The 25,723-nt window shown below is 39.0% G+C and carries 24 protein-coding genes; 5 read left to right on the forward strand and 19 right to left on the reverse strand.

Features of this window, described 5'->3' with window-relative positions:
• Positions 1-178: 178 nt before the first annotated feature.
• The 4 genes from M9H69_RS05685 to M9H69_RS05700 form a co-directional block, all read right to left on the reverse strand.
• On the reverse strand, positions 179-2,722 hold the full coding sequence (locus M9H69_RS05685) for a pneumococcal-type histidine triad protein (protein WP_250315037.1): 2,544 nt from the start codon (positions 2,720-2,722) through the stop codon (positions 179-181).
• A 244-nt stretch (positions 2,723-2,966) separates the two neighbouring features.
• Positions 2,967-4,700 carry a phosphoenolpyruvate--protein phosphotransferase gene (ptsP, locus tag M9H69_RS05690; RefSeq protein ID WP_247941522.1) on the reverse strand — a complete coding sequence of 578 codons (1,734 nt, stop codon included), beginning with the start codon at positions 4,698-4,700 and terminating at the stop codon, positions 2,967-2,969.
• Positions 4,701-4,705: 5 nt separating this feature from the next.
• On the reverse strand, positions 4,706-4,969 hold the full coding sequence (locus M9H69_RS05695) for a phosphocarrier protein HPr (RefSeq protein ID WP_000146948.1): 264 nt from the start codon (positions 4,967-4,969) through the stop codon (positions 4,706-4,708).
• A 267-nt stretch (positions 4,970-5,236) separates the two neighbouring features.
• On the reverse strand, positions 5,237-6,457 hold the full coding sequence (locus M9H69_RS05700) for an alpha/beta hydrolase family protein (protein ID WP_250315038.1): 1,221 nt from the start codon (positions 6,455-6,457) through the stop codon (positions 5,237-5,239).
• 651 nt (positions 6,458-7,108) lie between these two features.
• Between M9H69_RS05700 and nrdH the strand changes: the two genes are divergently transcribed.
• The 4 genes from nrdH to M9H69_RS05720 all read left to right on the forward strand — a co-directional run bounded on the left by nrdH (position 7,109) and on the right by M9H69_RS05720 (position 11,636).
• The gene (nrdH, locus tag M9H69_RS05705; protein ID WP_000259240.1) at positions 7,109-7,327 is read left to right on the forward strand and encodes a glutaredoxin-like protein NrdH; all 219 of its coding nucleotides are present in this window, start codon (positions 7,109-7,111) and stop codon (positions 7,325-7,327) included.
• Positions 7,328-7,412: 85 nt separating this feature from the next.
• Positions 7,413-9,572, forward strand: coding sequence for a class 1b ribonucleoside-diphosphate reductase subunit alpha (gene nrdE / locus M9H69_RS05710; RefSeq protein WP_250315039.1), 2,160 nt, complete (start codon positions 7,413-7,415; stop codon positions 9,570-9,572).
• A 194-nt stretch (positions 9,573-9,766) separates the two neighbouring features.
• Positions 9,767-10,729 (forward strand): class 1b ribonucleoside-diphosphate reductase subunit beta, encoded by a 963-nt coding sequence (nrdF, locus tag M9H69_RS05715; RefSeq protein WP_250315040.1) that lies wholly within the window; start codon positions 9,767-9,769, stop codon positions 10,727-10,729.
• A gap of 139 nt (positions 10,730-10,868) precedes the next feature.
• On the forward strand, positions 10,869-11,636 hold the full coding sequence (locus M9H69_RS05720) for a DeoR/GlpR family DNA-binding transcription regulator (protein WP_250315041.1): 768 nt from the start codon (positions 10,869-10,871) through the stop codon (positions 11,634-11,636).
• A gap of 46 nt (positions 11,637-11,682) precedes the next feature.
• Here the strand turns inward: M9H69_RS05720 and lacD are convergent, their stop codons facing one another.
• From lacD to M9H69_RS05785, 13 genes are all read right to left on the reverse strand, one after another.
• Positions 11,683-12,663 carry a tagatose-bisphosphate aldolase gene (gene lacD / locus M9H69_RS05725; protein WP_250315042.1) on the reverse strand — a complete coding sequence of 327 codons (981 nt, stop codon included), beginning with the start codon at positions 12,661-12,663 and terminating at the stop codon, positions 11,683-11,685.
• 1 nt (position 12,664) lies between these two features.
• Positions 12,665-13,594 (reverse strand): tagatose-6-phosphate kinase, encoded by a 930-nt coding sequence (locus M9H69_RS05730; RefSeq protein WP_250315043.1) that lies wholly within the window; start codon positions 13,592-13,594, stop codon positions 12,665-12,667.
• A gap of 10 nt (positions 13,595-13,604) precedes the next feature.
• Positions 13,605-14,120, reverse strand: coding sequence for a galactose-6-phosphate isomerase subunit LacB (gene lacB, locus M9H69_RS05735; RefSeq protein WP_001216921.1), 516 nt, complete (start codon positions 14,118-14,120; stop codon positions 13,605-13,607).
• Between the two features lie 30 nt (positions 14,121-14,150).
• Complete coding sequence (gene lacA, locus M9H69_RS05740) at positions 14,151-14,576, reverse strand: galactose-6-phosphate isomerase subunit LacA (RefSeq protein ID WP_000029277.1); 426 nt, start codon at positions 14,574-14,576, stop codon at positions 14,151-14,153.
• Between the two features lie 291 nt (positions 14,577-14,867).
• Complete coding sequence (locus M9H69_RS05745) at positions 14,868-15,764, reverse strand: aldose 1-epimerase family protein (RefSeq protein ID WP_250315044.1); 897 nt, start codon at positions 15,762-15,764, stop codon at positions 14,868-14,870.
• A 102-nt stretch (positions 15,765-15,866) separates the two neighbouring features.
• Positions 15,867-17,342 carry a PTS galactitol transporter subunit IIC gene (locus tag M9H69_RS05750; RefSeq protein WP_000382525.1) on the reverse strand — a complete coding sequence of 492 codons (1,476 nt, stop codon included), beginning with the start codon at positions 17,340-17,342 and terminating at the stop codon, positions 15,867-15,869.
• Between the two features lie 55 nt (positions 17,343-17,397).
• Positions 17,398-17,703, reverse strand: coding sequence for a PTS sugar transporter subunit IIB (locus tag M9H69_RS05755; protein WP_000590551.1), 306 nt, complete (start codon positions 17,701-17,703; stop codon positions 17,398-17,400).
• Between the two features lie 37 nt (positions 17,704-17,740).
• The gene (locus tag M9H69_RS05760) at positions 17,741-18,217 is read right to left on the reverse strand and encodes a PTS sugar transporter subunit IIA (protein WP_000521984.1); all 477 of its coding nucleotides are present in this window, start codon (positions 18,215-18,217) and stop codon (positions 17,741-17,743) included.
• Between the two features lie 190 nt (positions 18,218-18,407).
• The gene (locus tag M9H69_RS05765; protein ID WP_000643949.1) at positions 18,408-19,097 is read right to left on the reverse strand and encodes a sugar phosphate nucleotidyltransferase; all 690 of its coding nucleotides are present in this window, start codon (positions 19,095-19,097) and stop codon (positions 18,408-18,410) included.
• Positions 19,098-19,108: 11 nt separating this feature from the next.
• A complete protein-coding gene (locus M9H69_RS05770; protein WP_250315045.1) occupies positions 19,109-19,987 on the reverse strand; it encodes a DMT family transporter in 879 nt (292 codons plus the stop codon).
• A gap of 1 nt (position 19,988) precedes the next feature.
• Positions 19,989-20,846, reverse strand: a complete 858-nt coding sequence (locus M9H69_RS05775) for a phosphotransferase family protein (protein WP_250315046.1) — start codon at positions 20,844-20,846, stop codon at positions 19,989-19,991.
• 16 nt (positions 20,847-20,862) lie between these two features.
• The gene (locus M9H69_RS05780) at positions 20,863-21,885 is read right to left on the reverse strand and encodes a ribitol-5-phosphate dehydrogenase (protein ID WP_000609902.1); all 1,023 of its coding nucleotides are present in this window, start codon (positions 21,883-21,885) and stop codon (positions 20,863-20,865) included.
• 4 nt (positions 21,886-21,889) lie between these two features.
• Positions 21,890-22,597 (reverse strand): IspD/TarI family cytidylyltransferase, encoded by a 708-nt coding sequence (locus M9H69_RS05785; RefSeq protein WP_000638516.1) that lies wholly within the window; start codon positions 22,595-22,597, stop codon positions 21,890-21,892.
• Positions 22,598-23,019: 422 nt separating this feature from the next.
• On the opposite strand from M9H69_RS05785, the gene M9H69_RS05790 reads away from it, so the two are divergent.
• Entirely contained in the window at positions 23,020-23,319 is a 300-nt protein-coding gene (locus tag M9H69_RS05790; RefSeq protein ID WP_000981516.1) for a YbaB/EbfC family nucleoid-associated protein, read from the forward strand.
• Between the two features lie 38 nt (positions 23,320-23,357).
• On the opposite strand, the gene M9H69_RS05795 is transcribed toward M9H69_RS05790, so the two are convergent.
• Both M9H69_RS05795 and M9H69_RS05800 read right to left on the reverse strand, forming a co-directional pair.
• The gene (locus M9H69_RS05795) at positions 23,358-25,121 is read right to left on the reverse strand and encodes a glycerophosphoryl diester phosphodiesterase membrane domain-containing protein (protein ID WP_250315047.1); all 1,764 of its coding nucleotides are present in this window, start codon (positions 25,119-25,121) and stop codon (positions 23,358-23,360) included.
• 8 nt (positions 25,122-25,129) lie between these two features.
• The gene (locus tag M9H69_RS05800) at positions 25,130-25,723 is read right to left on the reverse strand and encodes a 3'-5' exonuclease (protein WP_250315048.1); all 594 of its coding nucleotides are present in this window, start codon (positions 25,721-25,723) and stop codon (positions 25,130-25,132) included.

The raw sequence follows: 25,723 nt of genomic DNA on the forward strand, positions 1-25,723 counted from the left end.
ATTTAACCATTTAATTAACTAGTAAATAGTTTATCTTTATTTACACTATATGTCAAGATATTTTGCACATTTTCATGAAAAAAATGAGAACTAGAACTCACATTCTGCTCTCATTTTTCGATTTTATCTTTTCTAGCTCTCCTATCCTGTTTTTAGGAGTTAGAAAATGTTGCTAGGACTACTTACTCTCCCTTAATAAAGCCAATAATTTTTCAGCTTCTGCCATAATAGTATTGTTGTCCTGGGCGCCAAATAGTAAATTATTCTTTAATCCTGTGAGAGTTTCTTTGGCATTGGACTTGATAATTGGATTCTGGATTTTTGCAAGTAAATCCTCAGCCTCTCTCAGTTTTTCTTCAACCTTTTCAGTTTCAACCTGAGGTTCTTCTGCTTCCTCTGGCGATTCTTCTTCTGGCTCCTCAGTTGGTTTTGGAGACTCTGGTTTCTCGCTTTGCGGCTTCTCTTCGCGAGGTTTTTCTTCCTCAGGTTTTTCTGGCCGAGGTTTCTCCTCTGATGGTTTTCCCGTATGATTGTTATCAGCCTGACCATTTTGGTTTCTTTGAACATGGTCACTTGCATTGCCCCAACCACTATCTGAATGCGGACGTTCGTTTGGATGTTCGACATAGTACTTGACAGTCGCAAAGAGATCCTCTAGAGTATAGCCCTTAGGAGCCTCATAAAGTCTTTCGTCAAACCACTCAAATTTGATGTTATGGTAATGATCATAATGAGGAATGATTAAACTACCGTTTTTAACTTCCACGGTATGTTGGAGATTGTAAGGCATACGATCAAGCGGCACCTTCTTAGCTGCTTTCACGCGGTTGTAGATAGCTTCTGCTCCTTTAGCCTCCGTATTTCCTGGATCCTGATGGTCTGTTGAAGGAGGAGTCAAACCTTTCTCTTTAGCATAAGCCTGAGCTGCCGCTCTTTCGGCTTCAGACAAACTATCTTTTTTAATCCAATGACTATGGGTCATATGTGGAGTTACATAGGCATCCCCCTCATCACTGGTGATATCACGAGGATCAAAGATATAGCCATCTTCTGTTGTATACTTGCCTGCCAACTTGGCTACCTGAATCTCATCATCAGTGTAGGCAATTTGCGCATTTGGTTTTCCTAAACGTTCTGGATGACGAATCGGTGCTAGGAAGGTAAGAATATCATCTACTAACTTGACTTTATCGCTTGAGACATCATTGAGACGTTCCAAGAGCTTATCCAAAGCGTCAAAATCAGCTTGGCGCCCTTTATTATCAAGTAAGTCTTGATGAACTCTTGCTAGTAAATCATAAGCCTTATTGTAAAATCCTCGATTAGCAGATGGGAGGTTGATTTTCTTAGCTCCTAGCTTATGAGACAAACTTTCTTGCTTAGCTAGTTTGCTATCAATGGCTGCTGCTGTTTCTGCTGAAAGTTCCTTGACAGGAATATAACGTGAGGTTCCATTCTCCTCAAAGACATAGCCATCAGCTACTTTTCGAACCGCTTGTCTAACCAATTTTTCGTCAATTGGATTGCTTGGAGCTGGTTGAGGATTTGGTGCAGGTTGCGGGCTTGGACTAGGTTCCGGAGTCGGTTGTGGACTTGATTGTTCTGGTCTTGAATCCGGCACCCAATGGTTCGAACGATAGCGAAGCGGGATGATGCGAGCGATTCGTTCTTCCAATTCAGACATCTGTGAATAAGGGATAAAATGGTAATGGTCCCCATGAGGTACTGCAACACCTCTAGCTGTTCGACTTGTGATTTGTGCTGGATCAAAGACAAGGCCATCAGATTCTACGTGTCGTTGGCTGAGTGGCAAGGCATAAAGTTGTTTCAGAAGGCCATCAATATCCTCATCACTTTGACTCGCTTGACTATCGTCGCTACTGTTACTGTTGTTAGCCGTGTTTGTGTTCGTATAGCCACTACCTTGATTATTATAGGATGGGGTCCATCTATCTATATCACTGCTAGCACTGTTGTTATTGGTACGGCGATATGTAGGCGTATTTGATTGACCACTTCTACCAGATAGGAAGGCTTCTGCGGCAGCCAATTCGCTGGCTGATAACTCACTCTTAGGAATATAATGGTAATGGTCGCCGTGAGGAACGATATAAGCATCACCAGTATCTTCAATGATATCAGAAGCATTAAAGATGTAGCCATCATCTGTGGTATAGCGTCCTTGTGAACGTGCCAAGGCTACCGCACCATCGTTTGCTGAAGTTCCTCCTTCACGATGCTGACTATGCTCTTGTTTTTGTCGATTAATTTCTTCTTTGGTACGGACATTATCCGCATGGGCTGCATCCTTAAGGTAGACATAGTATTTTCCATCTACCTTGATAACATAACCACCCTTGATTTCACTGATAATATCCTCGTCTTTTAGCTGGTAGTTTGGATCCTTCATGAGCAACTCTTCACTGATGATAGCGTCATAAGGAACCTTGCCATTGTAATAATGATAGTGGTCGCCGTGTGAAGTGACATAGCCTTGGTCTGTTATCTTGATGACGATTTGCTCTGCATTGATTCCTTCACGCTTGCTAACCTCATCAGGAGTCAAATTCTCCGTTTTTTGCGTCGCTTGTTTACCATCAACGTAAGACACACGATTATTTTCCTTGACTGTTCTAGCTTGATACAATCCCAACTCATAAGAACAAACACTTAAAATCAAGGCTGCCGCAGAACCAGCTAGATATTTTTTATTAATTTTCATCGAAACTCACTTTCTTTTTTAATATTTCTATTTGCAATTCATTTCTAAATTGCAGAAACTCCTCTCTATTACTTAACTGGTTAATAGTTTACTCCTAAATTTGCAACTTGTCAAGAATTTTATGAACCAGTTAAGCATTTTTTGTTCTGACAACAAATTTCTCAAGATTGGGGTTTATATAAGAAAGATTGGCTTAAAAATTCTTTAAAAAAATCCCTGCAACTGAGTTGCAAGGACTTTTCGATTAATCAAAATTAACGTATTCTTTTTGAAGTTCAAGAACTTCTTCCATTGTTGAGCATTCTGTAAGGGCACGGTTTGCGTACTCTTCCATCTTAGCTGTATCGAGTTTCTTCATCAAGCTACGTGTACGAAGGACAGATGTTGCTGACATAGAGAACTCATCCAAGCCCATTCCGACAAGAAGTGGAACAGCCTTTTGGTCACCAGCCATCTCACCACACATACCAGCCCATTTACCTTCAGCGTGAGCTGCTTTAATAACGTTGTTGATCAAACGAAGGATTGATGGGTTGTATGGTTGGTAAAGGTATGAAACTTGTTCGTTCATACGGTCTGCTGCCATTGTGTATTGGATCAAGTCGTTTGTACCAATTGAGAAGAAGTCAACTTCTTTTGCAAATTGGTCTGCAAGCATAGCCGCTGCAGGAATCTCGATCATAATACCAACTTGGATATTATCCGCAACTGCAACACCTTCAGCAAGAAGGTTTGCTTTTTCTTCGTCAAAGACTGCTTTGGCTGCACGGAATTCTTTCAAGAGCGCAACCATTGGGAACATGATACGCAATTGACCATGTACAGACGCACGAAGAAGAGCACGGATTTGAGTGCGGAACATAGCATCTCCAGTTTCAGAGATAGAGATACGAAGGGCACGGAATCCAAGGAATGGGTTCATTTCATGAGGCATATCGAAGTAAGGAAGTTCCTTATCTCCACCGATATCCATTGTACGAACGACAACAGGTTTACCATTCATTCCTTCAAGTACAGCTTTGTATGCTTCATACTGCTCGTCTTCTGTTGGGAAGTCTTGAGAATCCATGTACAAGAACTCTGTACGGTAAAGACCAACAGCTTCGGCACCGTTGGCATTGACACCTTCAACGTCTTTTGGAGTACCGATATTAGCAGCCAATTCAAAGTGTTTACCATCAGCAGTCACTGTTTGAGCATCTTTCAAAAGTGCCCATTCAGCTTTTTGCTTCGCATAAGCTTCACCAGCGGCCTTGAATTCTGCCGCTTGCTCATCAGTTGGGTTGATAATCACTTCACCAGTGATACCGTTAACAGCGAGGATATCACCATCTTTAACAATTTCAGTGATATTGTTTGTACCTAATACTGCCGCGATTTCAAGTGTACGCGCCATGATAGCTGAGTGGCTTGTACGTCCACCAATGTTGGTTACAAAAGCTTTTACAAAGTTTTTGTCCAATTGAGCTGTATCTGAAGGAGTCAAGTCATGCGCAATCACGATCACTTCTTCATTGATAGAAGCTGGGTTTGGCAATTTTTTACCAAGGAGATTTGCCAATACACGTTTTGTTACGTCGCGGATATCCGCTGCACGTTCTTGCATGTATGGGTTGTCTTCCATGCCTTCAAAGATAGTGATAAACATGTCTGTCACTTCTTTCAGGCCTGCTTCTGCATTCACTTTCTTCGCACGGATTGTTTCCTTGATTTGACTGATCATTTCTGGGTCAGCAAGAACCATTAAGTGAGCGTCAAAAACTTGAGCTGCTTCTTCACCGAGCGTACCTACTGCTTTCTCACGAATAACAGAAAGCTCGTCTTGTGATGCTTTTAGAGCGGCATCAAGGCGAGCTTCTTCTGCGTTTGTATCTTCGACTGTAATAGTCTCAAATGACAAATCCGGTTGAACGAGTAGATATGCTTTTGCAACTGCAACACCGTCAGATGCTGCGATTCCTTTAAGCATTTCTGTCATTTTCCTTATGCCAATCCTTCTTTTTCCATAGTTTCAGTGATAGCAGCGATTGCGTCGTCAGCATCTGCACCTTCAGCTGAAATTGTAACGTCAGCACCTTGGCCAACACCAAGACTCATAACACCCATGATAGATTTAAGGTTTACTGATTTACCTTTGTATTCAAGAGTGATATCTGAAGCAAATTTGCTAGCTGTTTGAACCAACAATGTTGCTGGACGTGCGTGAATACCTGTTTCTGCCACTACGTGGAAATCTTTAGAAGCCATAGTTTGACTCTCCTTTAGTTATTTCTTTTTTGAGTTATATGTGATAACCCTTACAAGACTGTATTATATCACCTTCTAGATAATTTTTCAAGTATTTTATGGACTTTTACTGAAAATGAACTTGCTTCTTTTTCTATCATACAGGTACTATGGGAAATTTGGGCACAAATTATTAATAGTATAGAATTATCTAGTTAGCCACTTAACGTAAAATAATCTTTTGATGTCTCACATTAAAATAGATATACCTAAGTAGTGTAAGCGTGGCTAAAAATTCAATCTATTCCATTCAAATAAAGTGTCCAACCAATCAAAAACTATATTATGGGCGAGTCTTAAATTATTGACTTGACAATGAGCATCTGCACCGCTTTCGGAGTCAAAAACCTGAAGTTTAGTTTGCGGATTTTTAGATTTAAGCGCTTCATAAATTACCTTAGTTTGTCGTTGCAGCTCAGTACCTTCTCCCTTTCCCATTATAAACAGGCAAGGACATTGAATTTTTTGATAATCTACAATCTTTGCGTGGTTAAATACATCATCAATAGCACTCTTAAAATCAGAAGTACCAAACTGCCATGCATACTTTTTAAGATTCAAATTTGCTGATTCATTCAAATTTCCAGCTAATTTTAAAATGGCATTTATTAACCAACTAGGTGCTTTCAAACTTGATCCAAATTCTTTTCTGAAAAGTTCTGCAACGTCGTAAATAGGGGTACTAGCAATCCAAGCATGAATTCTTGGATCCTTTTCAACAGCTTGTGCGGTAAAATATCCCCCTCCGCTGACACCATAAATGGCTAAATAATTTAGTTTAGGATTTCTATTTTCCAACCAGTCTATGCATAATGAAATTGGAATAGAGGCATCCACATCAAAGACCAGCCCTCTACTAGGATTGCTCCCTTGACCGAGAAGGTCAACCATTAAAACATTATAATTTCGTATCCATCCAGGATATCCTGCAAAGTAAAATAAATCTTCGCGATAAGTATCACCTCCACCAATCATGATTAGCGTTGGGCAATTATCGCCGCTATGAAGATAATAACCAGGCAAGTAAGAACCCTGATAGGTAATAGTTAATTTTTCAATCGGTGCACCTAGTGAATGAATTGCACTAGAAAACACCTTCTCCATTTGACGAACGGTCGGTAAATACTCTTCAGAAAATGGATCGGTAAATTGGATTGCCGAGCGAAGTGAGTAGGTCTGTGCAAGATAATACTGCGCCTTTGTTTGTTCACTCAACCCTGAATTACTTGCTTCTTGTTCAAGGTAATTTACATGCGATAAAAATACATTTTTCCAGTCATCAGGCTTTGGTGAGTTCCCCAATCTTTGAGCAAGATAATAAAGCTCTCCATGAGAGAAACCAAAAATTTCACCGATTCCTAACAACCAATTGAAGAAAAAATCCGTATCACCATTCTTAAAAAATATTTGAGTCGATTGCCGTTTTAAAATAACATCATTTTCTTTCACCACGCGCCTCCTAATTCTGTATTCTTTCATTCATTTAATCTAATTATAATCTGATAACATTCTCTATCAAACAAAAGTATCCAGATATCCATTTTTTAATCTTATAATCACAGATAGTGTATCACATAAAATGAACTTTTTCAAACATTGTATTTATATACTCCTTATGAAAGGATACGAAACTCATAAGTATCCTATATAAAATTAACCAATGATCCATTTTTATGAATACATCATAATCTGTCATTTCCACTTTGGTTATATTTTAGATATTCTAATACAAATATTGGGACATCTTGTGTAGAAAATTTCTTTTTTCGTAAATATTACAGTTTCTATTTTGTTAAAGTATTATCTCAGCTATACTTATTACTGTTCTTACGATTTTTGCTATTTTCTTCGTTTTCCTTTCTGATAACTTGCTGAAAATCTTCTATTTATATTGCCAATATACAGTATGTAGTTTTTTTATTTTGAGAAAGTTTGACAGTTCAACGGAAATCAAAATTTATGTTTTCGAAAACACTATATCTTGTGCTTTGATTTCAAAACCGTAACTTTTTGGCACAAGATTTAGTTTAAAAAGTTTGACAAAGTTTTTTTTTCTGATATACTAAGAAAGTAATCTATTTTGAAAGAGGAGTTACGAAAATGGTAACCGTTTATTCTAAAAACAACTGTGTCCAATGTAAGATGACCAAGCGTTTCTTGGACAGCAACAATGTCGCTTATCGTGAGATCAATCTCGACGAGCAACCTGAGTATATCGATCAAGTTAAAGAGCTCGGTTTCAGCGCTGCTCCTGTCATCCAAACACCAACTGAAGTCTTTTCAGGTTTCCAACCAGGAAAACTAAAACAGTTAGCATAATTTTAGTGCATCATCCAGAAGAAATTGCTTCTAGGGCTAACTTAGAGGCCTTTCTTTTGTAATCAGGTTAGATAAGGAAAATTTTATGGGATTAAAACATCTTGAAGACGTGACTTACTTCCGTCTCAATAACGAAATCAACCGTCCTGTTAATGGACAAATCATGCTTCATAAAGATAAGGAAGCCTTGGATGCTTTCTTTAAAGAAAATGTAGTTCCAAACACTATGGTTTTTGATTCAATCACTGATAAAATCAACTACCTTATTGAACACAACTACATTGAAACTGCATTTCTCAAGAAGTACCGTCCAGAGTTTTTGGAAGAATTGCATCAATTTATCAAAGACCAAAACTTCCAATTCAAGTCTTTCATGGCCGCCTATAAGTTTTACAATCAATATGCCTTGAAGACTAATGACGGTGAATATTACCTTGAAAGCATGGAAGACCGTGTCTTCTTTAATGCACTTTATTTTGCTGACGGGGATGAAGCGATTGCAATTGATATTGCCAATGAAATCATCCACCAACGCTACCAACCAGCTACTCCTTCCTTTTTGAACGCAGGTCGTGCTCGTCGTGGGGAGTTGGTATCTTGTTTCCTGATTCAAGTAACTGATGATATGAACTCTATCGGACGTTCTATCAACTCAGCCCTTCAACTTTCACGTATCGGTGGTGGTGTGGGAATTTCCCTCAGCAACCTTCGTGAAGCTGGAGCTCCTATCAAAGGCTATGAAGGAGCAGCTTCTGGTGTCGTACCAGTTATGAAGCTTTTTGAAGACAGCTTTTCTTACTCCAACCAACTCGGACAACGTCAAGGTGCTGGGGTTGTCTACCTCAACGTCTTTCACCCAGATATCATCGCCTTCCTTTCAACTAAGAAAGAAAATGCTGATGAAAAAGTACGTGTAAAGACCCTTTCACTCGGTGTTGTAGTACCCGATAAATTCTACGAATTGGCCCGCAAAAATGAAGAAATGTATCTCTTCAGTCCTTACTCTGTCGAAAAAGAGTATGGTGTGCCATTCAACTACATCGATATCACTGAAAAATATGATGAATTAGTAGCAAATCCAAATATCCGCAAGACAAAAATCAAGGCGCGTGATTTGGAAACGGAAATCTCTAAATTGCAACAAGAATCTGGCTATCCATATGTAGTCAACATCGATACGGCTAACCGTGCGAATCCTGTTGATGGAAAGATTATCATGAGCAACTTGTGTTCTGAGATTCTTCAAGTTCAAGAACCAAGTTTGATCAACGATGCTCAAGAATTCCTTCAAATGGGAACAGACGTTTCATGTAACCTTGGATCAACCAACGTGGTCAACATGATGACTTCACCTGACTTTGGTCGTTCTATCCGTGCGATGGTTCGTGCTTTGACTTTCGTTACAGATAGTTCACACATCGTAGCTGTCCCTACTATCGACCACGGAAACAGTTTGGCTCACACCTTTGGTCTTGGTGCCATGGGACTTCATAGTTACCTTGCCCAACAACTGATTGAGTACGGATCACCTGAGTCAATTGAATTTACAAGCATCTACTTTATGCTTATGAACTACTGGACCTTGGTGGAATCAAACAATATAGCGCGCGAACGTGGTATCACCTTCCACAACTTTGAAAAATCAGACTATGCTAATGGAAGCTACTTTGACAAGTATGTGACAGGCGAGTTTGTTCCAAAATCAGACCGTGTTAAAGAACTCTTTAAAAACGTCTTTATCCCAAGTGCTGCTGACTGGGCTGAACTTCGCGAAAAGGTTCAAGCAGATGGTCTTTACCACCAAAACCGCCTTGCTGTAGCTCCAAATGGTTCTATCAGCTACATCAACGATGTTTCTGCTTCTATCCACCCGATTACGCAACGTATTGAAGAACGCCAAGAGAAGAAAATCGGTAAGATCTATTATCCAGCTGCTGGTTTGTCAACAGATACTATCCCTTACTACACTTCTGCTTACGATATGGATATGCGTAAGGTGATTGATGTTTACGCTGCTGCGACTGAGCACGTGGACCAAGGGCTTTCACTCACTCTCTTCATGCGTAGCGATATTCCAAAAGGTCTTTACGAATGGAAGAAAGAAAATAAACAAACCACACGTGACCTATCTATCCTTCGTAACTATGCCTTTAACAAGGGTATCAAGTCAATCTACTACGTCCGTACCTTTACAGACGACGGTGGAGAGGTCGGCGCTAACCAATGTGAAAGTTGTGTGATTTAATTTTTATCTGAGGCAACCACATTTTCTCAGACTACTGATTAAATTACCCGCCAGACAAAACTTGATAAGTATCTTAAATACTATGAAAAACCAAAAAGTCGGTCTTCCGACTTTTTGTGCGATACTCTTCTCAGACTATGATAAAATAGAGATGATTCGACAATCGCATTATTACATACAGAAAGAGATTTCAAATGGAAACTTACTACAAAGCCATTAACTGGAATGCCATCGAAGATGTCATCGACAAATCAACTTGGGAAAAGCTGACGGAGCAATTCTGGCTCGATACGCGTATCCCCTTGTCAAATGACCTAGACGACTGGAGAAAATTATCAAACAAAGAAAAAGACTTGGTAGGAAAAGTCTTTGGTGGTTTGACACTTTTGGATACCATGCAATCTGAAACAGGAGTTCAGGCGCTTCGTTCAGACATCCGTACACCGCATGAGGAAGCTGTTTTCAACAACATCCAGTTTATGGAATCTGTCCACGCAAAATCTTACTCTTCTATCTTTTCAACCTTGAATACCAAGGCTGAAATTGAAGAAATCTTTGAATGGACCAACACTAATACCTACCTACAAAGAAAAGCTGAAATTATCAATGAAATCTATCTCAATGGTAGCCCACTAGAAAAGAAAGTTGCCAGCGTTTTCCTTGAAACCTTCCTCTTCTACTCTGGTTTCTTTACACCGCTCTACTATCTCGGTAACAACAAACTGGCCAACGTTGCGGAAATCATCAAACTGATCATCCGTGATGAGTCTGTTCATGGAACTTACATTGGTTACAAATTCCAACTTGGTTTCAATGAATTGCCTGAAGAAGAGCAAGAAAAACTCAAAGAATGGATGTACGACCTGCTCTACACTCTCTACGAGAACGAAGAAGGTTATACTGAAAGTCTCTATGACGGTGTTGGTTGGACCGAAGAAGTTAAAACCTTCCTTCGCTACAATGCCAATAAGGCCCTTATGAACCTAGGACAAGATCCACTCTTCCCAGATTCAGCTGATGATGTCAACCCAATCGTTATGAACGGTATTTCAACAGGAACTTCTAACCACGACTTCTTCTCTCAAGTCGGAAATGGTTACCTCCTTGGTGAAGTTGAAGCCATGCAAGACGAGGATTACAACTATGGTTTAGACTAATTTGACCAATCATTCAAAATATCATGGTTTGTTTAAAACAACTATGGTATTTTTGTTTTTGTTTTATTTTGTTTTTTTCTATTTGATAGATTGAGCGTTTTATGGTAAGATAATAATAGTAGAAATCGAGGTGATAAGGATGCTAAAGCAAGAAAAACTAGATAGTATTCTAGAAGCAATAAACACAAAAGGCACTATTACTGTAAAAGAAATTATGGAGAGTCTTGATGTGTCAGATATGACAGCTCGCCGCTACTTACAAGAATTGGCAGATAAGGATTTGCTGGTTCGTGTGCATGGTGGTGCTGAAAAACTTCGTACAGGTTCTCTATTAAACAACGAACGCTCAAACGTCGAAAAACAAGGCTTGCAGATTGCTGAAAAACAAGAAATTAGCCGTTTTGCCGGTCATTTGATTGACGAAGGTGAAACCATTTTTATCGGACCAGGAACAACCTTAGAATGTTTTGCTCGTGAGCTCCCGATCGATAACATTCGTGTTGTAACAAACAGTCTTCCTGTTTTTCTCATCCTAAACGAACGAAAATTAACAGATTTGATCTTGATTGGCGGAAATTATCGCTCTATCACTGGTGCTTTTGTAGGGACACTTACCTTACAGGATTTAGCCAATCTTCAGTTTTCTAAGGCTTTTGTAAGCTGTAATGGTATCAAGGATAAGGCTATTGCCACCTTCAGCGAGGAAGAGGGCGAAGTACAACGAATCGCCTTGAATAATGCTAATAAAAAATACTTACTGGCAGACCATAGTAAGTTTAATAAGTTTGATTTTTACAATTTTTACAATATCTCAGAGATTGATACGATTGTTTCAGATTCCAAACTGAGTCTGGAAACATTTGAAGATCTGTCGAAACAAACAACCATTCTTTTATCAAAACCATAAAAATTCCCCTGCCTTTTGGCGGGGAATTTTTTTGTAGGGGGAAAACTTATACACGCTCAGTCCATGAAGTCGCTGTTGTTTGAAGAACCTTGTTGAGTTCGTCAATGTTTTCAAAACCTGTTGTACGCAACCATTCACGAGCTGCTGCTTCACCGTCTTTGATGTAGGTTTCAACTGATCCTGCCCAGGTTGCACGTCCGCAAAGAACGCCGTTGAAGTTTGCGCCTGATTCGTGGGCAAAGACAAGTGTTTCTTGGAAGAGTTTGGCTGACACTCCCGCACTCAAGTAGATGTATGGCAAGTTAGTTGCTTCATCTTGTGCTTTGAAGAAAGCTGCTGCTGCTTCGCGTGTATGCACGATTTCACCATCGCCAAAGCCTTCAACGTATTTGACGTTGACTGGAACTTCCACTTTCAAGACATCAATGTTAAAGCGTGAGTCTGAGAAGACTTTCATGGCACCGATAACCTTGTGTGGTTTCACTTTTGCGTATTCTGCAGAACCTGCGTCAGCGATTTTTTCATCGTAAGCCAAGATTTCAAGGAAGAATGGAATGTCTTCCGCCACACATTCAGAACCAATGCGTTCGATGTAGGCTTGTTTTTGTTGGTTGAGTTCGTCAGCGCTGTCTACGTCATAGTAAAGCAAGAACTTAACAGCATCTGCACCTTGTTCCTTGATGCGTTTGGCAGACCAAACATCCAAGCAGTCAGGCAAGCGTTTGGTGCTTGTTGTGTCGTAACCAGTTTTCTCATAAGCAAGGAGAAGGCCGGCGTTGGCATCAAGCGCTTTTGTAGCTGGAAGACCATACTCAGGGTCAAGAAGCATAGATGATGCGTATTTGGTCAATTCATCTGCAACCAATACTTTAAGTTCTTCCATTTGAGCGACTGTTGGCTCTTCTGTTTGGTATTGAGCCATGAGGCGTTTCAAAGCGCCACGTTGGTCAAAGGCAAGTGCTGAAATGATTCCATTTTCATCTGAAAGTTTTTCTAAGCGTGCACGTTTTTGTTCTGTTAAAGCCATTTTATACCTCTTTTACTGTTAATTGATCATATAGAGCTTGATAGTTAGCCATATTGACATGACCTGTCATCTTTTCTTGAGCATTGAGCATACCAAGGACATTTGCCTTGATGAGGAGTCCTTGATCAGATTCCTTATGAAGAAGTCCTGATGAAATACCTGCAACAGTAGAATCTCCAGACCCGACAGGATTGACTACCTGAATTCTAGGAATATCTACCTTGTAGAAAGTATCACCATGTTTTGCAAAAGCACCATTTGCACCAAGTGAAACGATTATCCACTCAATCCCTGCAAATAAAGGCTCTTGAAGAACTTCTTTTAATTCATCCAAATCCTCAGAAACTTCTCTCCCAAGAAGCTGAGACAATTCCTCATTATTGGGTTTGATTACTGTTGGTTTGTGGGGTGATTCAAGAACTGCCTGAAGAGCTGCACCTGAGCAATCCAGAACAACTGGTTTCCCTGCTTGATTAGCAAGCTCTACCAATCTCGCATAATAATCAACTGGAAGCCCAGCTGGCAGACTACCTGAAATAGCGACTACTTCCACAGTGTCAAGGAGATTCTCGAAATGAGCCAAGAAATCTTGCCCTTCTTGTTCCAGAACTTCAGGCCCTTTCTCAAGAATTTCTGTTTGGTTGTCACCATGTAGAATAGCGATACAGTTACGAGTCTCTCCTTGAATGGAGAAGAAACGTTTCGTTACTTTATCGTCGATATGCTCTACTAAAAACTCACCAAGTTTACCACCGACCAAACCAGTAGCAACAACAGAATCACCAAATTCTGAAAGAACTCGTGTAACATTGAGCCCTTTACCACCAGCTGTCTTGGTCACGTCCACCACACGGTTGACAGTGTCAATTTTTAATTCATCCAAAGGATAAGAAATATCAATGGATGGATTCATTGTGACTGTTAAAATCATGCGTCACCTCTTAGTCGTGGTATTCACCGCGATCCCATTTTTCAAGGAATTCTGTAAAGAAGTTTGCATCCGCTTGATGAGCATTGTGAGTTTCAACGTGCTCAATTTTCGCAATCAATTTTTTGTTTTCTTCTGATGGTTTGTATTCAGCATTGATGAAAGCCTCAATGATATCGCACATAAGCAATTCACCAGTGATCTTACCACCAAAACCGATAACGTTGGCGTTCAATTGTTCTTTTGCATAAAGAGCTGTTGTCATATCACGAACCAAGGCAGAACGAACACCTGGAACTTTGTTAACAGCGTTGTTGATACCAACACCTGTACCACAGATACAAACCCCAAGATCAGCTTGTCCGCTAGTTACAGCTTCTCCGACTTTTTTACCAAAGATTGGGTAGTGAGTACGTGTATGGTCATATGTACCAAAGTCAATGACTTCATATCCTTTTGATTTCAAAAATTCTGAAACCGCCATTTTTTCATCTGTTACGATGTGGTCACATCCAATTGCAATTCTCATTTTTATCTTACCTTTCTTACTGTAATCTAATTAGCACATTTTGTTCAACATATCAACACGAATTTGGTGACGACCCCCGTCGTATTTACCGTTAACAAAACCTTTAGCAATATTTTTAGCCAATTCATCACCAACAAGTTGTGCACCCATAGTGATCATACGTGAGTTATTGTGTCCACGAGTCATATAAGCTGAACGTTCATCAGAAACTTCAGCAGCAACCATCCCTTTGATTTTAGTTGCTACCATGAAAGGACCAGCTCCATAAGCATCAATCACGATACCAAGATTTTGTTCTTCTTTGTTTACTTCTGCAGCAACAGCAAGAGTCACATCGACAAAGTCTTGGCCTTCTGCTGTAACATCCACTACGTGGAAGTTTTCTTTTTCTAGGAAGTCTTTCACAACTTCTTTCAATCTCAAACCTGCAGCATCTGCACCGATAACAATAGACATATTGTATACTCCTTTTTATTTTTCTAGGCCAGTAAAGACTTTGTAGTTAGTACTATAAGTACAAAAGGCTTTCTAGCAGTTTATTGACAAATTTATTTGAATAAGCTGTTCGACACCCTATCCAAGTCTAGGAAATCAATTTCCTAGAAATAATACTTTCTTAATCAGAAAAATATAACAAGCGATTGTTTGTTTGTCGCAAACATCATTTGTTCTTTACAAACATAATATACTCCTATTTTACGTAAAAGTCAACAGTGAATGTTTGTTTTTGTGCTATATATTTTAAAATTATAAGATTTCGATATCAAAACCAATCTGATCAACTTGACCTGGTTCTAAGAGACGAACATTCTTTTTATCTTCTAAATGATTTCCTTCTTCAAGGGAAGTTGATAAGCCTGACCAGGGTTCAAAAGCGATGAAAGGACCTTTATTTAGGGTAGACCAAATGATGAGATTAGGAAACTCTTGGAAGTTTACTTTCAAGCCTTTCTCATGCTTTCGAGAACGAAGGGCGATTGTTCTGGATTGCAACTCATCCAAAGTCACTGCATCAACACTAAACAGATCGTAACTGAGATCCACTTCCTTTTGTGAATTCATCCATGGACTTCTATCTCGGAAATCCAACATGCCTGTTTCTGGGAATGGACGCGGAACAGAGCAAGTCTCTTCCTTCTCAAACTCTAAATAGTAGTCTTCATAAGTTTCGCCATCTAGAAGAGGGCAATTAAACCCTGGATGGCCTCCGATAAAGTATGGCATAACTTTGCTAGTTTCTTTATTAAAGACTTTGTATTGGGTACGAACGGTCTTGCCAGTAACCCTATAAGTGATTTCAAGTCGAAAATGATAAGGATAGTTTTGATAAGTATTCTCATCATCTTCGATAGCAAAGGTTACACTGTTTTCTGTTTGATCAACTAGTTCAAATTCTTTTTTACGGACCAAACCGTGACGAGGAATAGTTCCTTTCGTCTCCGTTCCATCTCCGTGACTGTAGAAGGCTGTATCCTCTCTTAAAGAGCCACAGATTGGAAAAAGTACTGGAGCTTGCCCACTCCAATAGGTGGCATCTCCTTGCCACAAGTACTCAACGCCATCCCGATCCTTAATAGACGACAAGGCACCACCAAAAGTTTTAAATTGGACCGTCAATTGCTCTGATTTGATTTCAATTACCATTATTTTCTCCGATTTCTTGATAGTTTATAAAAAACTAGGCTGTCACTCCCCATTAGGAAACTGACAACCTAGTTTTCACAATTTACATTTTATAGGAGCAAATTATTTAGCATTTGCTGCGTATTCTTCATTACGTTTAATCATTTGTTTTCTATACCAAGCAAAGATACCTACATAGAATACAAGGAAGACTACTGCGCCAAGGATTGCTTTAATATCACCTGTTGTGGCATTACCAATTGCCCAACCAAGAAGTTTTTCGATTGGTCCTTCAAGAGTTGAGTGAGTAATCAATTGAGTTTGACTCACACCTTCTGGGAAGGCACCCACACCTTTAGCAAGTTCAGTTGCAAATGGTGCAATAAGTGTACCTGAAAGAAGGAAGAGTGGCAACAAGAGAGTTCCGAAGATGATCATACGGAGCAATTTACCACGAGTAACAACCAAGAGAGCTGGAGTTACACCCATTGCGATGATACCTGCAAGTGGCAAGATACCATTTCCGACTTTAGAAAGAAGTACAGCTTCTACTAGCATGATTGGAGCAAGTACGTTGGCACAAGCCCAGATTTCAGCACGACCAGCGATGAAAGGCCAGTCAAGACCGATGTTAAATTTACGTCCTTGAAGACGTTTAGTAGCAACGTTTGTAATACCTTGTGAAAGTGGTTCTACGGCTGCAATGAACCAAGATCCGATAAGTGAGAAGAGCTCCAAGGAGACACCGGCAGTCAAACCAAGGCTCAACCAACCTTTAATAACAAGTTCCCAAGATGCCGCTTCTTCTACTCCAGCAACTGGATGTGGAGTTCCCATCAAACCGATAACAATACCAAGGATGAAACCGATGAAGAATTTAGATCCCCAGAAACCGATTTTTTTGTTCAATTTTGCAGCGTCAAAGTCGTATTTATCAAGGCCAGGCAATACTTTATCAAAAATCTTATCCAAAACCATGATAACTGGGTTCATCATGTAGTTCATGTGAGTTGAAGTCATTGGTGATGAACTTGGTGCATTAAGAAGGTCGTCGAATGTTGGTTTCATCAAGTCAGAGTTGATGATTTTCAAAATACCTACAAGGACAACTGCTGCAGTTGCGATGAAAAGTGAAACCCCTTGGCTAACTCCATTGTTGTCTGCGTACCATTTGATCAAAAGACCAGTGATTGACAAGTGCCAGATATCGAAGATATCAACGTCAAGTGTGTCTGTTTTCTTCATTGCAAGCATCACAACGTTGACAATCAACATCACAAGCAAGAAGTAAAGTGTCCAGGCAGAACCCCAAGTGATGGTAGCAAGTGGTGCCCAACCAACGTCAGTGATGTTCAATTGAATACCAGTGTTTTCAACGAATTTCGCAAGTGATGCTGAGAAAGCTCCGTTGAGCATACCGATAATAGCACCGATACCAGTAAGAGCGATGGCAAGTTTGATACCACCTTCAAGCGCTTTGGAGAATTTCACTCCAAAAAGTAGGGCCAATACTGTCAAAATGATCAGCATGATGATAGGGCCACCCATAGCCAAGATAGGTTTGAAGATATCGTTGGCCAGATTGATAATGACATCCATAATAGTTCCTCCCGTTTTTCTAAGTTATATGAATGTTAACAAGATAAAGGATAAATTAGCTTAGTCCATGTTCTTTGATAGCTGCTTCAATATTGTCAAATACTGGAGCACTCATCGCTGGAATACGGAACAAGATTGGTCCAGCTTCAATTACTGGAATTCCTGGTTCAAAACCAAGGTCAGTTGCAGCGATTGGCGTGAAGATATCGTATCCCTTGATAAGGTCTTCGTTTACATCTTTTACCATGACTGCATCACAGTGAACGTCATAACCACGATTTGAGAGTTCTTCTTCTAGAGCACTTTTAATTTGGTGACTTGAGTTAACACCTGCACCGCAGGCAGCAAGAATTTTAATCATTTGGATTTCCTCCGATTTTATTTTTTAATAGACAAGATTAAGCTGTTGCTTCAGCAATATAAGCATAAAGTCTTTCTGGTTCAGAAATTTTTGATAGATCTTCTAGATGATCCTTCCCTGTAAAGAAATCCATCAACTGAGCCAGAATATTCGTTTGACTTGAACTTGAATTGTTAATGATAAAGAAGAGCAGTGAAACTTCAACCTCTCTATCAGGAGCAATCATATTGTGAAAAGTTACTGGTTTTTCTAATCGAACAACCACTACTTTCTCAGCTAGATTATGAACAATATCTGTATGAGGAATCGCAACATTTGGTAGATCTTTCCCCAAAAATTCCATATCTAAGCCAGTTGGAAATGACTTCTCACGCGCGATCAAGGCTTCACGATAAGTTGGAGTAACGATTTCTCGTTCTTCCAATAAGGTTGCCACCTGATTAAAAAGTTGTTCTTGATTATCCGCTTCTAAGCAAAACACCAGGTTTTTGTCAAAGAAATGATCTAACCCCATAACCTTTTCCCTTCTTTCAATTATCTTTTATGGTATAAGTATAACACTATATGAAATCGTTGTCAATATTTTTTGTTTCATTTTGTTCATTTTTTTATAATTTTTGTTTTGTTTCAAGAATATAATCAATATCAAACATTTCTATTTTAAAATCTACAAAAAAAGAAGGCTTAAGCCTTCTTCTCTTTCCTTACTCAATAGTAGATAAAATCTCTTCTAACTTATGGTAATCTTTTACACTATCAATTTCATAAATGCTATTGTCTTCTAATTCTTCAACATACACATCTAATTCTTTGATATTATCCTTAACCATGTTGTCCCAGTAGAGATCTACAAATTCACCACTTGCATATGCTTTGTCAATAAAGCCAACAATCTTCTCTGCAGTTGGAGCATCCCAGAATGAAACCCCACTCAAAATGCGACCAGCTTTGCTGTCAACAATGATGTCTTGAACCTTATAGTCATCACCATAAACCAAGAACCACTCATTCGTACAGTCTTCACGATAAACGCTAAAATAGGTAGAACGTTTTAGATCGTTTCTAAACATATTTTTGAAAAGATAGTTATCTGCATCGATGACGTAGCTATTAGCCAAATCTTCTTTTACTAGATAAAGAGAGTAAAAGTTATTGTAATCAGCATACTTGTCGTTAAAGACTAAACGGACACCATATTTCTCTTTTAGGTAGTCAAATTGTTCTTTGAGGTAACCGACAACGATGATAATCTCATCAATTCCTCTCTCTTTCAAAAACTCGATTTGGTATTCTACCAAGGGCTTTTGATTAACCTTAACCAAAGCTTTTGGGGTATTTTCAGTCATAGGGCGCAGACGAGTTCCTAATCCCGCTGCTAAAATAATCGCTTTCACATGAATCTCCTTTATTCTTTAATAATAATATAAACACCAGCCATAACAATAAGTGAAGTGATGATTGTCAGCATATCTAGCGGTGCACCCAAGAAAACAACTGCAAATAAGACAGTCCAAACTACATAGCTCACATTCAAACCTGTCGCTTTCGCAGGTTGCAAACGATTAATAGCGATATAATAAGCTAAGTAGGAAATCATATTAAAGGCCGCAAAAACAATCAAGAGTCCTAGTAATTGTCCGTCTGCCACTTCTGCAAATGAATGGTGAGAAAAGAGTACAATCACAAGATAGGACAAGAATGAAGTTACTTGTCGGATTAACAAGGCTTCAATCTCACTTAATTCACTTTCCATAGCATAGGAGCTGAGAACACTTTCACTCCCCCAGGCAATGGCACAGACAAGGGCACAAAGAATCCCAATGTAAAACGAGTTTACTTGTTCAACCTTGTAGGTTTGAGCAATAATAGCTGCAATAATCAAGAAAACACCAAATACTGTATTCTTTGAAACCTTGTGTTTCAAAATGAAGAAGGCGAGTAAAACTGAAACCGCTGGGTAAATAGCAGACACGGATGAAGCTAGAGAACTACCGATATACTTAACCGCGTAAAGATTAGCTTGCATTCCTATAGGTCCAGCTAGCAAAGCACCGATTATAACACTCACATTTCGAATATTTAAGAAAATAGAGAGGCGAACTTTTCCTTCTTTTACCAAAAGAAAAGCTAACAAGATAAAGATACTCAAGAAATCATGAGCGGCAGCCACAACAAAAGGCGAAAGATTTGTAAAAATTGAAAAGATATAAGCACTAATCGTTAGACCTAATCCCCAGAAGATACCAGAGAGCAGACCAAAAGAAACACCATTTTTATTCTTCATCCTAACCTCCATAATAAGTCAAACCTTCGACAGCTCTTTGGTAACGGTTGATACCATAATCTCCAAAGTCAGCTCCTTGAGCTTCTTTGTACACTGTCCACAAACTCCAGATAGTATCTTGCAAGATTTTATAGATACGAATCTTCTCACGTGACACAGGCGTTTTGTCACTTTCATAGTAGGAAAGGAAAGCATCTTCCTCTTGCTTTGTAAATTCAGACTCTAAGAAAAGTGCTGCCAAATCCCACATCGGGTCATTCATGGAAGAGTATTCCCAGTCAATCAGATACAAACGACCTTGTGGTGATTCGATAAAGTTTTCTGGAACCAAATCGATATGACAGGATTTTCTATCAACACCCAAATCAGCCAATCTTTTCTCTAGCAAGAATACTTCTTTTCTCACAGCTTCATAGTTTTCATAGGGGATAGGTCCCTCAATCAAGGATTCATATTTGCTGATTTCCTCAAAAGGAGCAAACTCTCCTCTTAATTCTTTCCCTGAAGCGTGGATGGTTTGTAAAATTGGTGCAATCTTTTCAAACTTGGACTTGATAGATATTGAATCAAGAGTTACTGCCGATTCGATGTATTCATTTACTTTAATCCCTGACTCAATATCAAAGAGGTAATTTTTGACATCTAAATCTAAATCCTCTAAAAGTTCAAGATTGTACTTTTCATTTTGACGATTGATGAGTTTTTCAGTCCCTTTACCAAAAAATTTCACAATATACTGTTTGTTGGTTGTTTTGACCAAATAGTTTTGGTTGGTCATGCCTCCAAGCTGTTCAACACTGAGTACTTGCTCTTCTTCAGATAGTAAAGAAGAAATTTTTTCTTTGATGAGTTTCTCCACAATTAACCTCCATCTTCTACACTTCCCACTTGAATACTGTTTTAAAAGCAGTATTAAGGTCTGTAGCAAAGACACGGTGAATGTCCTTGATTTCTCTCACGGGTTCTTCAACATAAAGGATATTCTTAAGACGATTCGCAAACTTTTTAACTTCCATCATTTGAATGGCCTTTTCAAAATCGACGCGTCCTGAACGAGACGATCCCACTAATAACAATCCTTTTTCCAAAGCATCTCGTGTATTGATATTAACCTTGTATTCGCTCACTCCCATCATGAGAATCGTTCCCTGTGGACGAATATAACGAATCAAGTCATTGATAGCTGGACCTGTACCATCGCCACCACAACACTCAAATCCATGATCAAAGGTCAAATCCTCTGGGATATTATCCGTAATGTAGCACTCTTTTGCAAAAGAGAAGAGCTCCAGCTTTTCCCAATGGCGACCAATGACGATAATCTCTGCTTCTGGCAAGGTATAATTGATAATATTTGCAACCACAAAGGCCAAACTACCATCTCCGATAACTGCGATGCGCTCTCGCTTGCTATGAGCAAGAAGTAGGAATCGATCCATGGCATGCATACCGACACTCACAAACTCGGTAATGGCGGCAACTGTGTCCTCGATGTCATTATAAGACACAACACGATCTTTCGGAAGAGAAACAAACTCTCTCATAAAGCCATCATAGCCACTAGATAGGAAGTAGGTTCCTGTCATGTAGTTCTCGTAGAACTCCTTGTCACTCTGCATAGGCGGTTGATTTGGAATCATGACCACCTTTTGACCGACTTCATAAGTCCCAGTCGGATCTGAAATAACAGTTCCACAAGACTCATGTATCATAGCCATAGGAAGCTTTTTAGCCAATATCTTTGGATCGCGTTTTCCTTGATAGTAACGTTGATCTGCATGGCAAACTGCCATATAATTCGGGCGAATAAGGATATGGTTTTCCTGATCAATGTCCTCTTCTTGGTATTTTACATTGATAAACTTTGGTTTTGTCAGTTGATAAATTTGATTAATCATAGCCTTAGTCTTTCTCAATCATGCTTTTCGCGATTTTCAAGTCTGTCACCGTTGTGATTTTAAGGTTTGAATACTCACCTTTGGCTAAGGCAACATCCTTCCCTTTGATAACAAAAATCTTACATGCATCCGTTAGGATTTCCTTTTCTTGATCAGATAGGGAACCATACAAATCCATGAAATCCTTGCAACGGAAAGTCTGAGGTGTTTGACCTTGATAGAGGTGAGCACGATTTGGAATATCCGTGATAAACTGACCATTGGTACTTTCAACAATGGTATCAACCGCTTCTACTACTGTGTCAACCGCATCATGATTTTGGGCGAGTTTGATATTGTCCTGGATCATGCGAAGTGTGATAAAAGGACGAACAGAGTCATGGGTAATCACGATATCTTCTGGAGTGATTGGACGGTAGGCATTAATGGCTTCTATAATCTTCTCAATACTGGTATTGCGATCAGCACCACCCTTGGTAATGATGATGCGATCCTTGTGAAGAGAAAGATACTTGTCAACTAGGTCCTCAGCGTGTGACACCCAGTCTCCATGAACTCCAACTACAATTTTTTCAATACTTGGTTCCAAAACAAATTTTTCGATTGTGTGGATCAAAATAGGTCGATCACCCAACTCCAAGAATTGTTTTGGTAAATTACTGATTCCCATGCGTGTGCCAGTTCCTCCGGCTAGAATTCCTGCATAGATCATTTATATTCTCCTTTAGTTTATTCTAAAAAACTCATTACTATCTATTATATCACAATATATGCCTATCATGAAGAAAAGATAAAGAACCACCATGTGAATCGGCTCATTATTAGGATGAAAAATGAACAATATTCAACAAAGTCTGAAAAATTATAATAAATTAAGAAATAAATTTAGGTTATTCTCTATACCCCTCATTCAACATTCGGTTAATATATAGTTCTTTAGAATATAATAGAAACCTTAAAGAAAACTTAAATATATTTTTAGAAATACAAGAAAAAGCTAGGAAAATTATGGCATCCATTTTTGTAAATTTAAGAAAGCAATCTCTACGATGTTTTAAACTATTGTTAGACTTTTGCTCCTAAAATTGGTAAAATAAGAAAGAAAATAATAGAAAAAGGAAACTATAAACCGCTATGATGAACATGCAGAACATGATGCGCCAAGCACAAAAACTTCAAAAACAAATGGAACAAAGTCAAGCAGAACTCGCTGCCATGGAATTTGTTGGAAAATCAGCTCAAGACCTTGTCCAAGCAACTCTAACTGGTGATAAGAAAGTGGTCAGCATTGACTTTAATCCAGCAGTTGTAGATCCAGAAGATCTTGAAACCCTTTCTGACATGACTGTTCAAGCGATTAACGCTGCACTTGAACAAATTGATGAAACGACTAAGAAGAAACTCGGTGCTTTCGCTGGAAAATTGCCTTTCTAATCCACAAAAAAAGAGAAACAGATGTTTCTCTTTTTTTCTTAGAACTCAAAGAATTCCATTGCTTTCTTTAAGAGTAATTCCGTGTATTCCGGATCATCTTGAGCCATTGTGACTTGTGACTGGACCATTTCAAGATCATCCGTTATCATGCCATCTGCTCCAAGTCTGACTGCCTTATCAAAGGACTCAGAACTATTCACAGTCCAAACATATAGTTTCTGATCTGTTGTCCAAAGTTTATTGACAAAGTATTCATCCAAAGTTGAATATTCCATGGTATAACCAGTCGCCTTGGTTCTCGGAAACACACTATTATATGGCAGAATGAAGTACACTGGAATTTCAGGATCGTAAGCCAAGACCTTATCAATCACATGATAGTCTAGTGACTGCATCTGGTGGCCATATTTCTTAATCGTCGTTCCATACTTTTCAAGGAAATGGTCCATCATTTGTGGGCTATCTTTTTTACTGGTTTTAATCTCAATCAGCAATTTTTGGCTTAAAGCATTTGCTCGCTCTAAATAGGCATCAAAACTTGAAATCTTTGTTTGATAACCATTCTCGTAAATATCTGTATTTGTTAATTCATCCAGAGTTAAGTCTTGCGGTGTAGCATTAATTCTTGCTAGCGATTTAAGGTTAGTGTCGTGCATCATCACGAACTGGCCATCCTTCGTTTCTTGCACATCCATCTCGATGAGGTCTGGTTTTAGTTGGGCTGTCTTTTCCAAGGACTGTACAGTATTTTGAACACCATTTTTATTACTTACTCCTCTGTGCGAAATCACTAAAGGTGTATTGGTATCCGGAGACTCCAAATAGATGTAACCTTCTAAAGCAAAGAAGATACTTGCACACCCCATGACTCCCCACCTCATCAAATGGTCTTTCTTTCGCCTTGGCATGATCTCCAACTCTTCTCCTGTCAAGAAGGAAACAAACTTCACTAGGAAATAAGTCAGAGTCATGTAATGGAGGTTTTTAATCAAGATAAAATTAATCACACCAAGAATCAAGGATTCTTTTTGAGTAAAAATATCCATTACCGCCTGAGCAAAGAGCAAGGGAATTAACAAGACAAAGAAGAAGAGATAGGTTTTAATGATAATGAGCAGAAGATGCCAAGAGAAGAAAAGGACGTTTTTCTTCGTCTTTTGGAGACTATATTTCACACTTTCTCTTACTGTCTTTCTTTCAAAGAGTATCTTAGGAAGGGCAAACATGAAGCGAACAGAAATGTAGAGAAAGATCCAAGCGGATGCTATGATCAACAGCCCTACCAGCCAGTTCTTATCTTCTAGGTATGTAACGATAAAATCAGGGATAATAATCTTATTGAGATAGTAGATTTTTAAAATTTTCCTAATAAAAGGAAAAAGTAGAGCTACATAAAAGAAGACAAAGGCCATCTTACAAAAGCTCAATCGTTTGACAAATAGAAAACTCTGGTGAAAGACTTTTCGACTATATTCAATCAAGGTTCTCTTTTCATGATAGAGAAGGTGACGCGCCCCAATGAACAAAAGACAGATTTGAAAATAAGCCACTAAAAGATTGATTGCTATTAAAATGAGAAAGGCTAAACTGACAAAAGGCGAGCCTTGTATAATCGCCCAAAAGTTATTGTAGGAGATAAACAAGTAACCTGTTTGTCTTAGAAGTATGCCAGCTATCCATGAATTCAATGGCAACCAAACAAACTCTACCATCATGAAAATCAAGAAAAATAGAAATAGTATTTTATCTAGGTTATAGTATATCTTCCTAAAACCTAGCTTTTTAGGTTTTTCAGGTTTCATAGGCACTCCTAGTCTAAAAATTGAGATAAATCTAAGCCACCGAAAGGATTATTCAGAGAAAAACTACTCTGGTCTTCTATTAATAGCTTTCCTTCATCCGATTCTAAAAAGGCTTCGTAAACACGCGCCGTCATGCGGGCATCCTCTAAACTGTTATGAGACCTCCCGTGAAAACCTAAAAAATTCGCGACAGTTTGCAATTTGAGATTAGCTATCCCGTGTAGGTCAGAACTACGCCGTTCAAAAGCCTCATCATATAGATCAACCTTATACTGGTCACGATAATCGATACCGTGCTCCAAGAGAATAGGCAAATCACTCTTGGCCGCATTGTAACCAACCATAGGTAAATTACCAGCAAAGGTCTGAAAATCTCTTAAAACTTGTTCCACCATTGGCGCATCTTTCAAGGTTTCAGCTGTGATTCCAGTTAAGCCATTGATAAAACTCTTCAAAGGTGCTGTAGTATGAACATAAGAATCAAAGGCACTTATTTCTTGACCATTTTGAAAGCGAACTGCTGATACTTGAATTAAATGGGTAAGCCCATCGTGTTGATTAAACTCTAAATCAAAGGCAATATAATCTCTTAATTTTTCCAT

Source organism: Streptococcus oralis, from assembly GCF_023611505.1.
Classification (GTDB): domain Bacteria; phylum Bacillota; class Bacilli; order Lactobacillales; family Streptococcaceae; genus Streptococcus; species Streptococcus oralis_CT.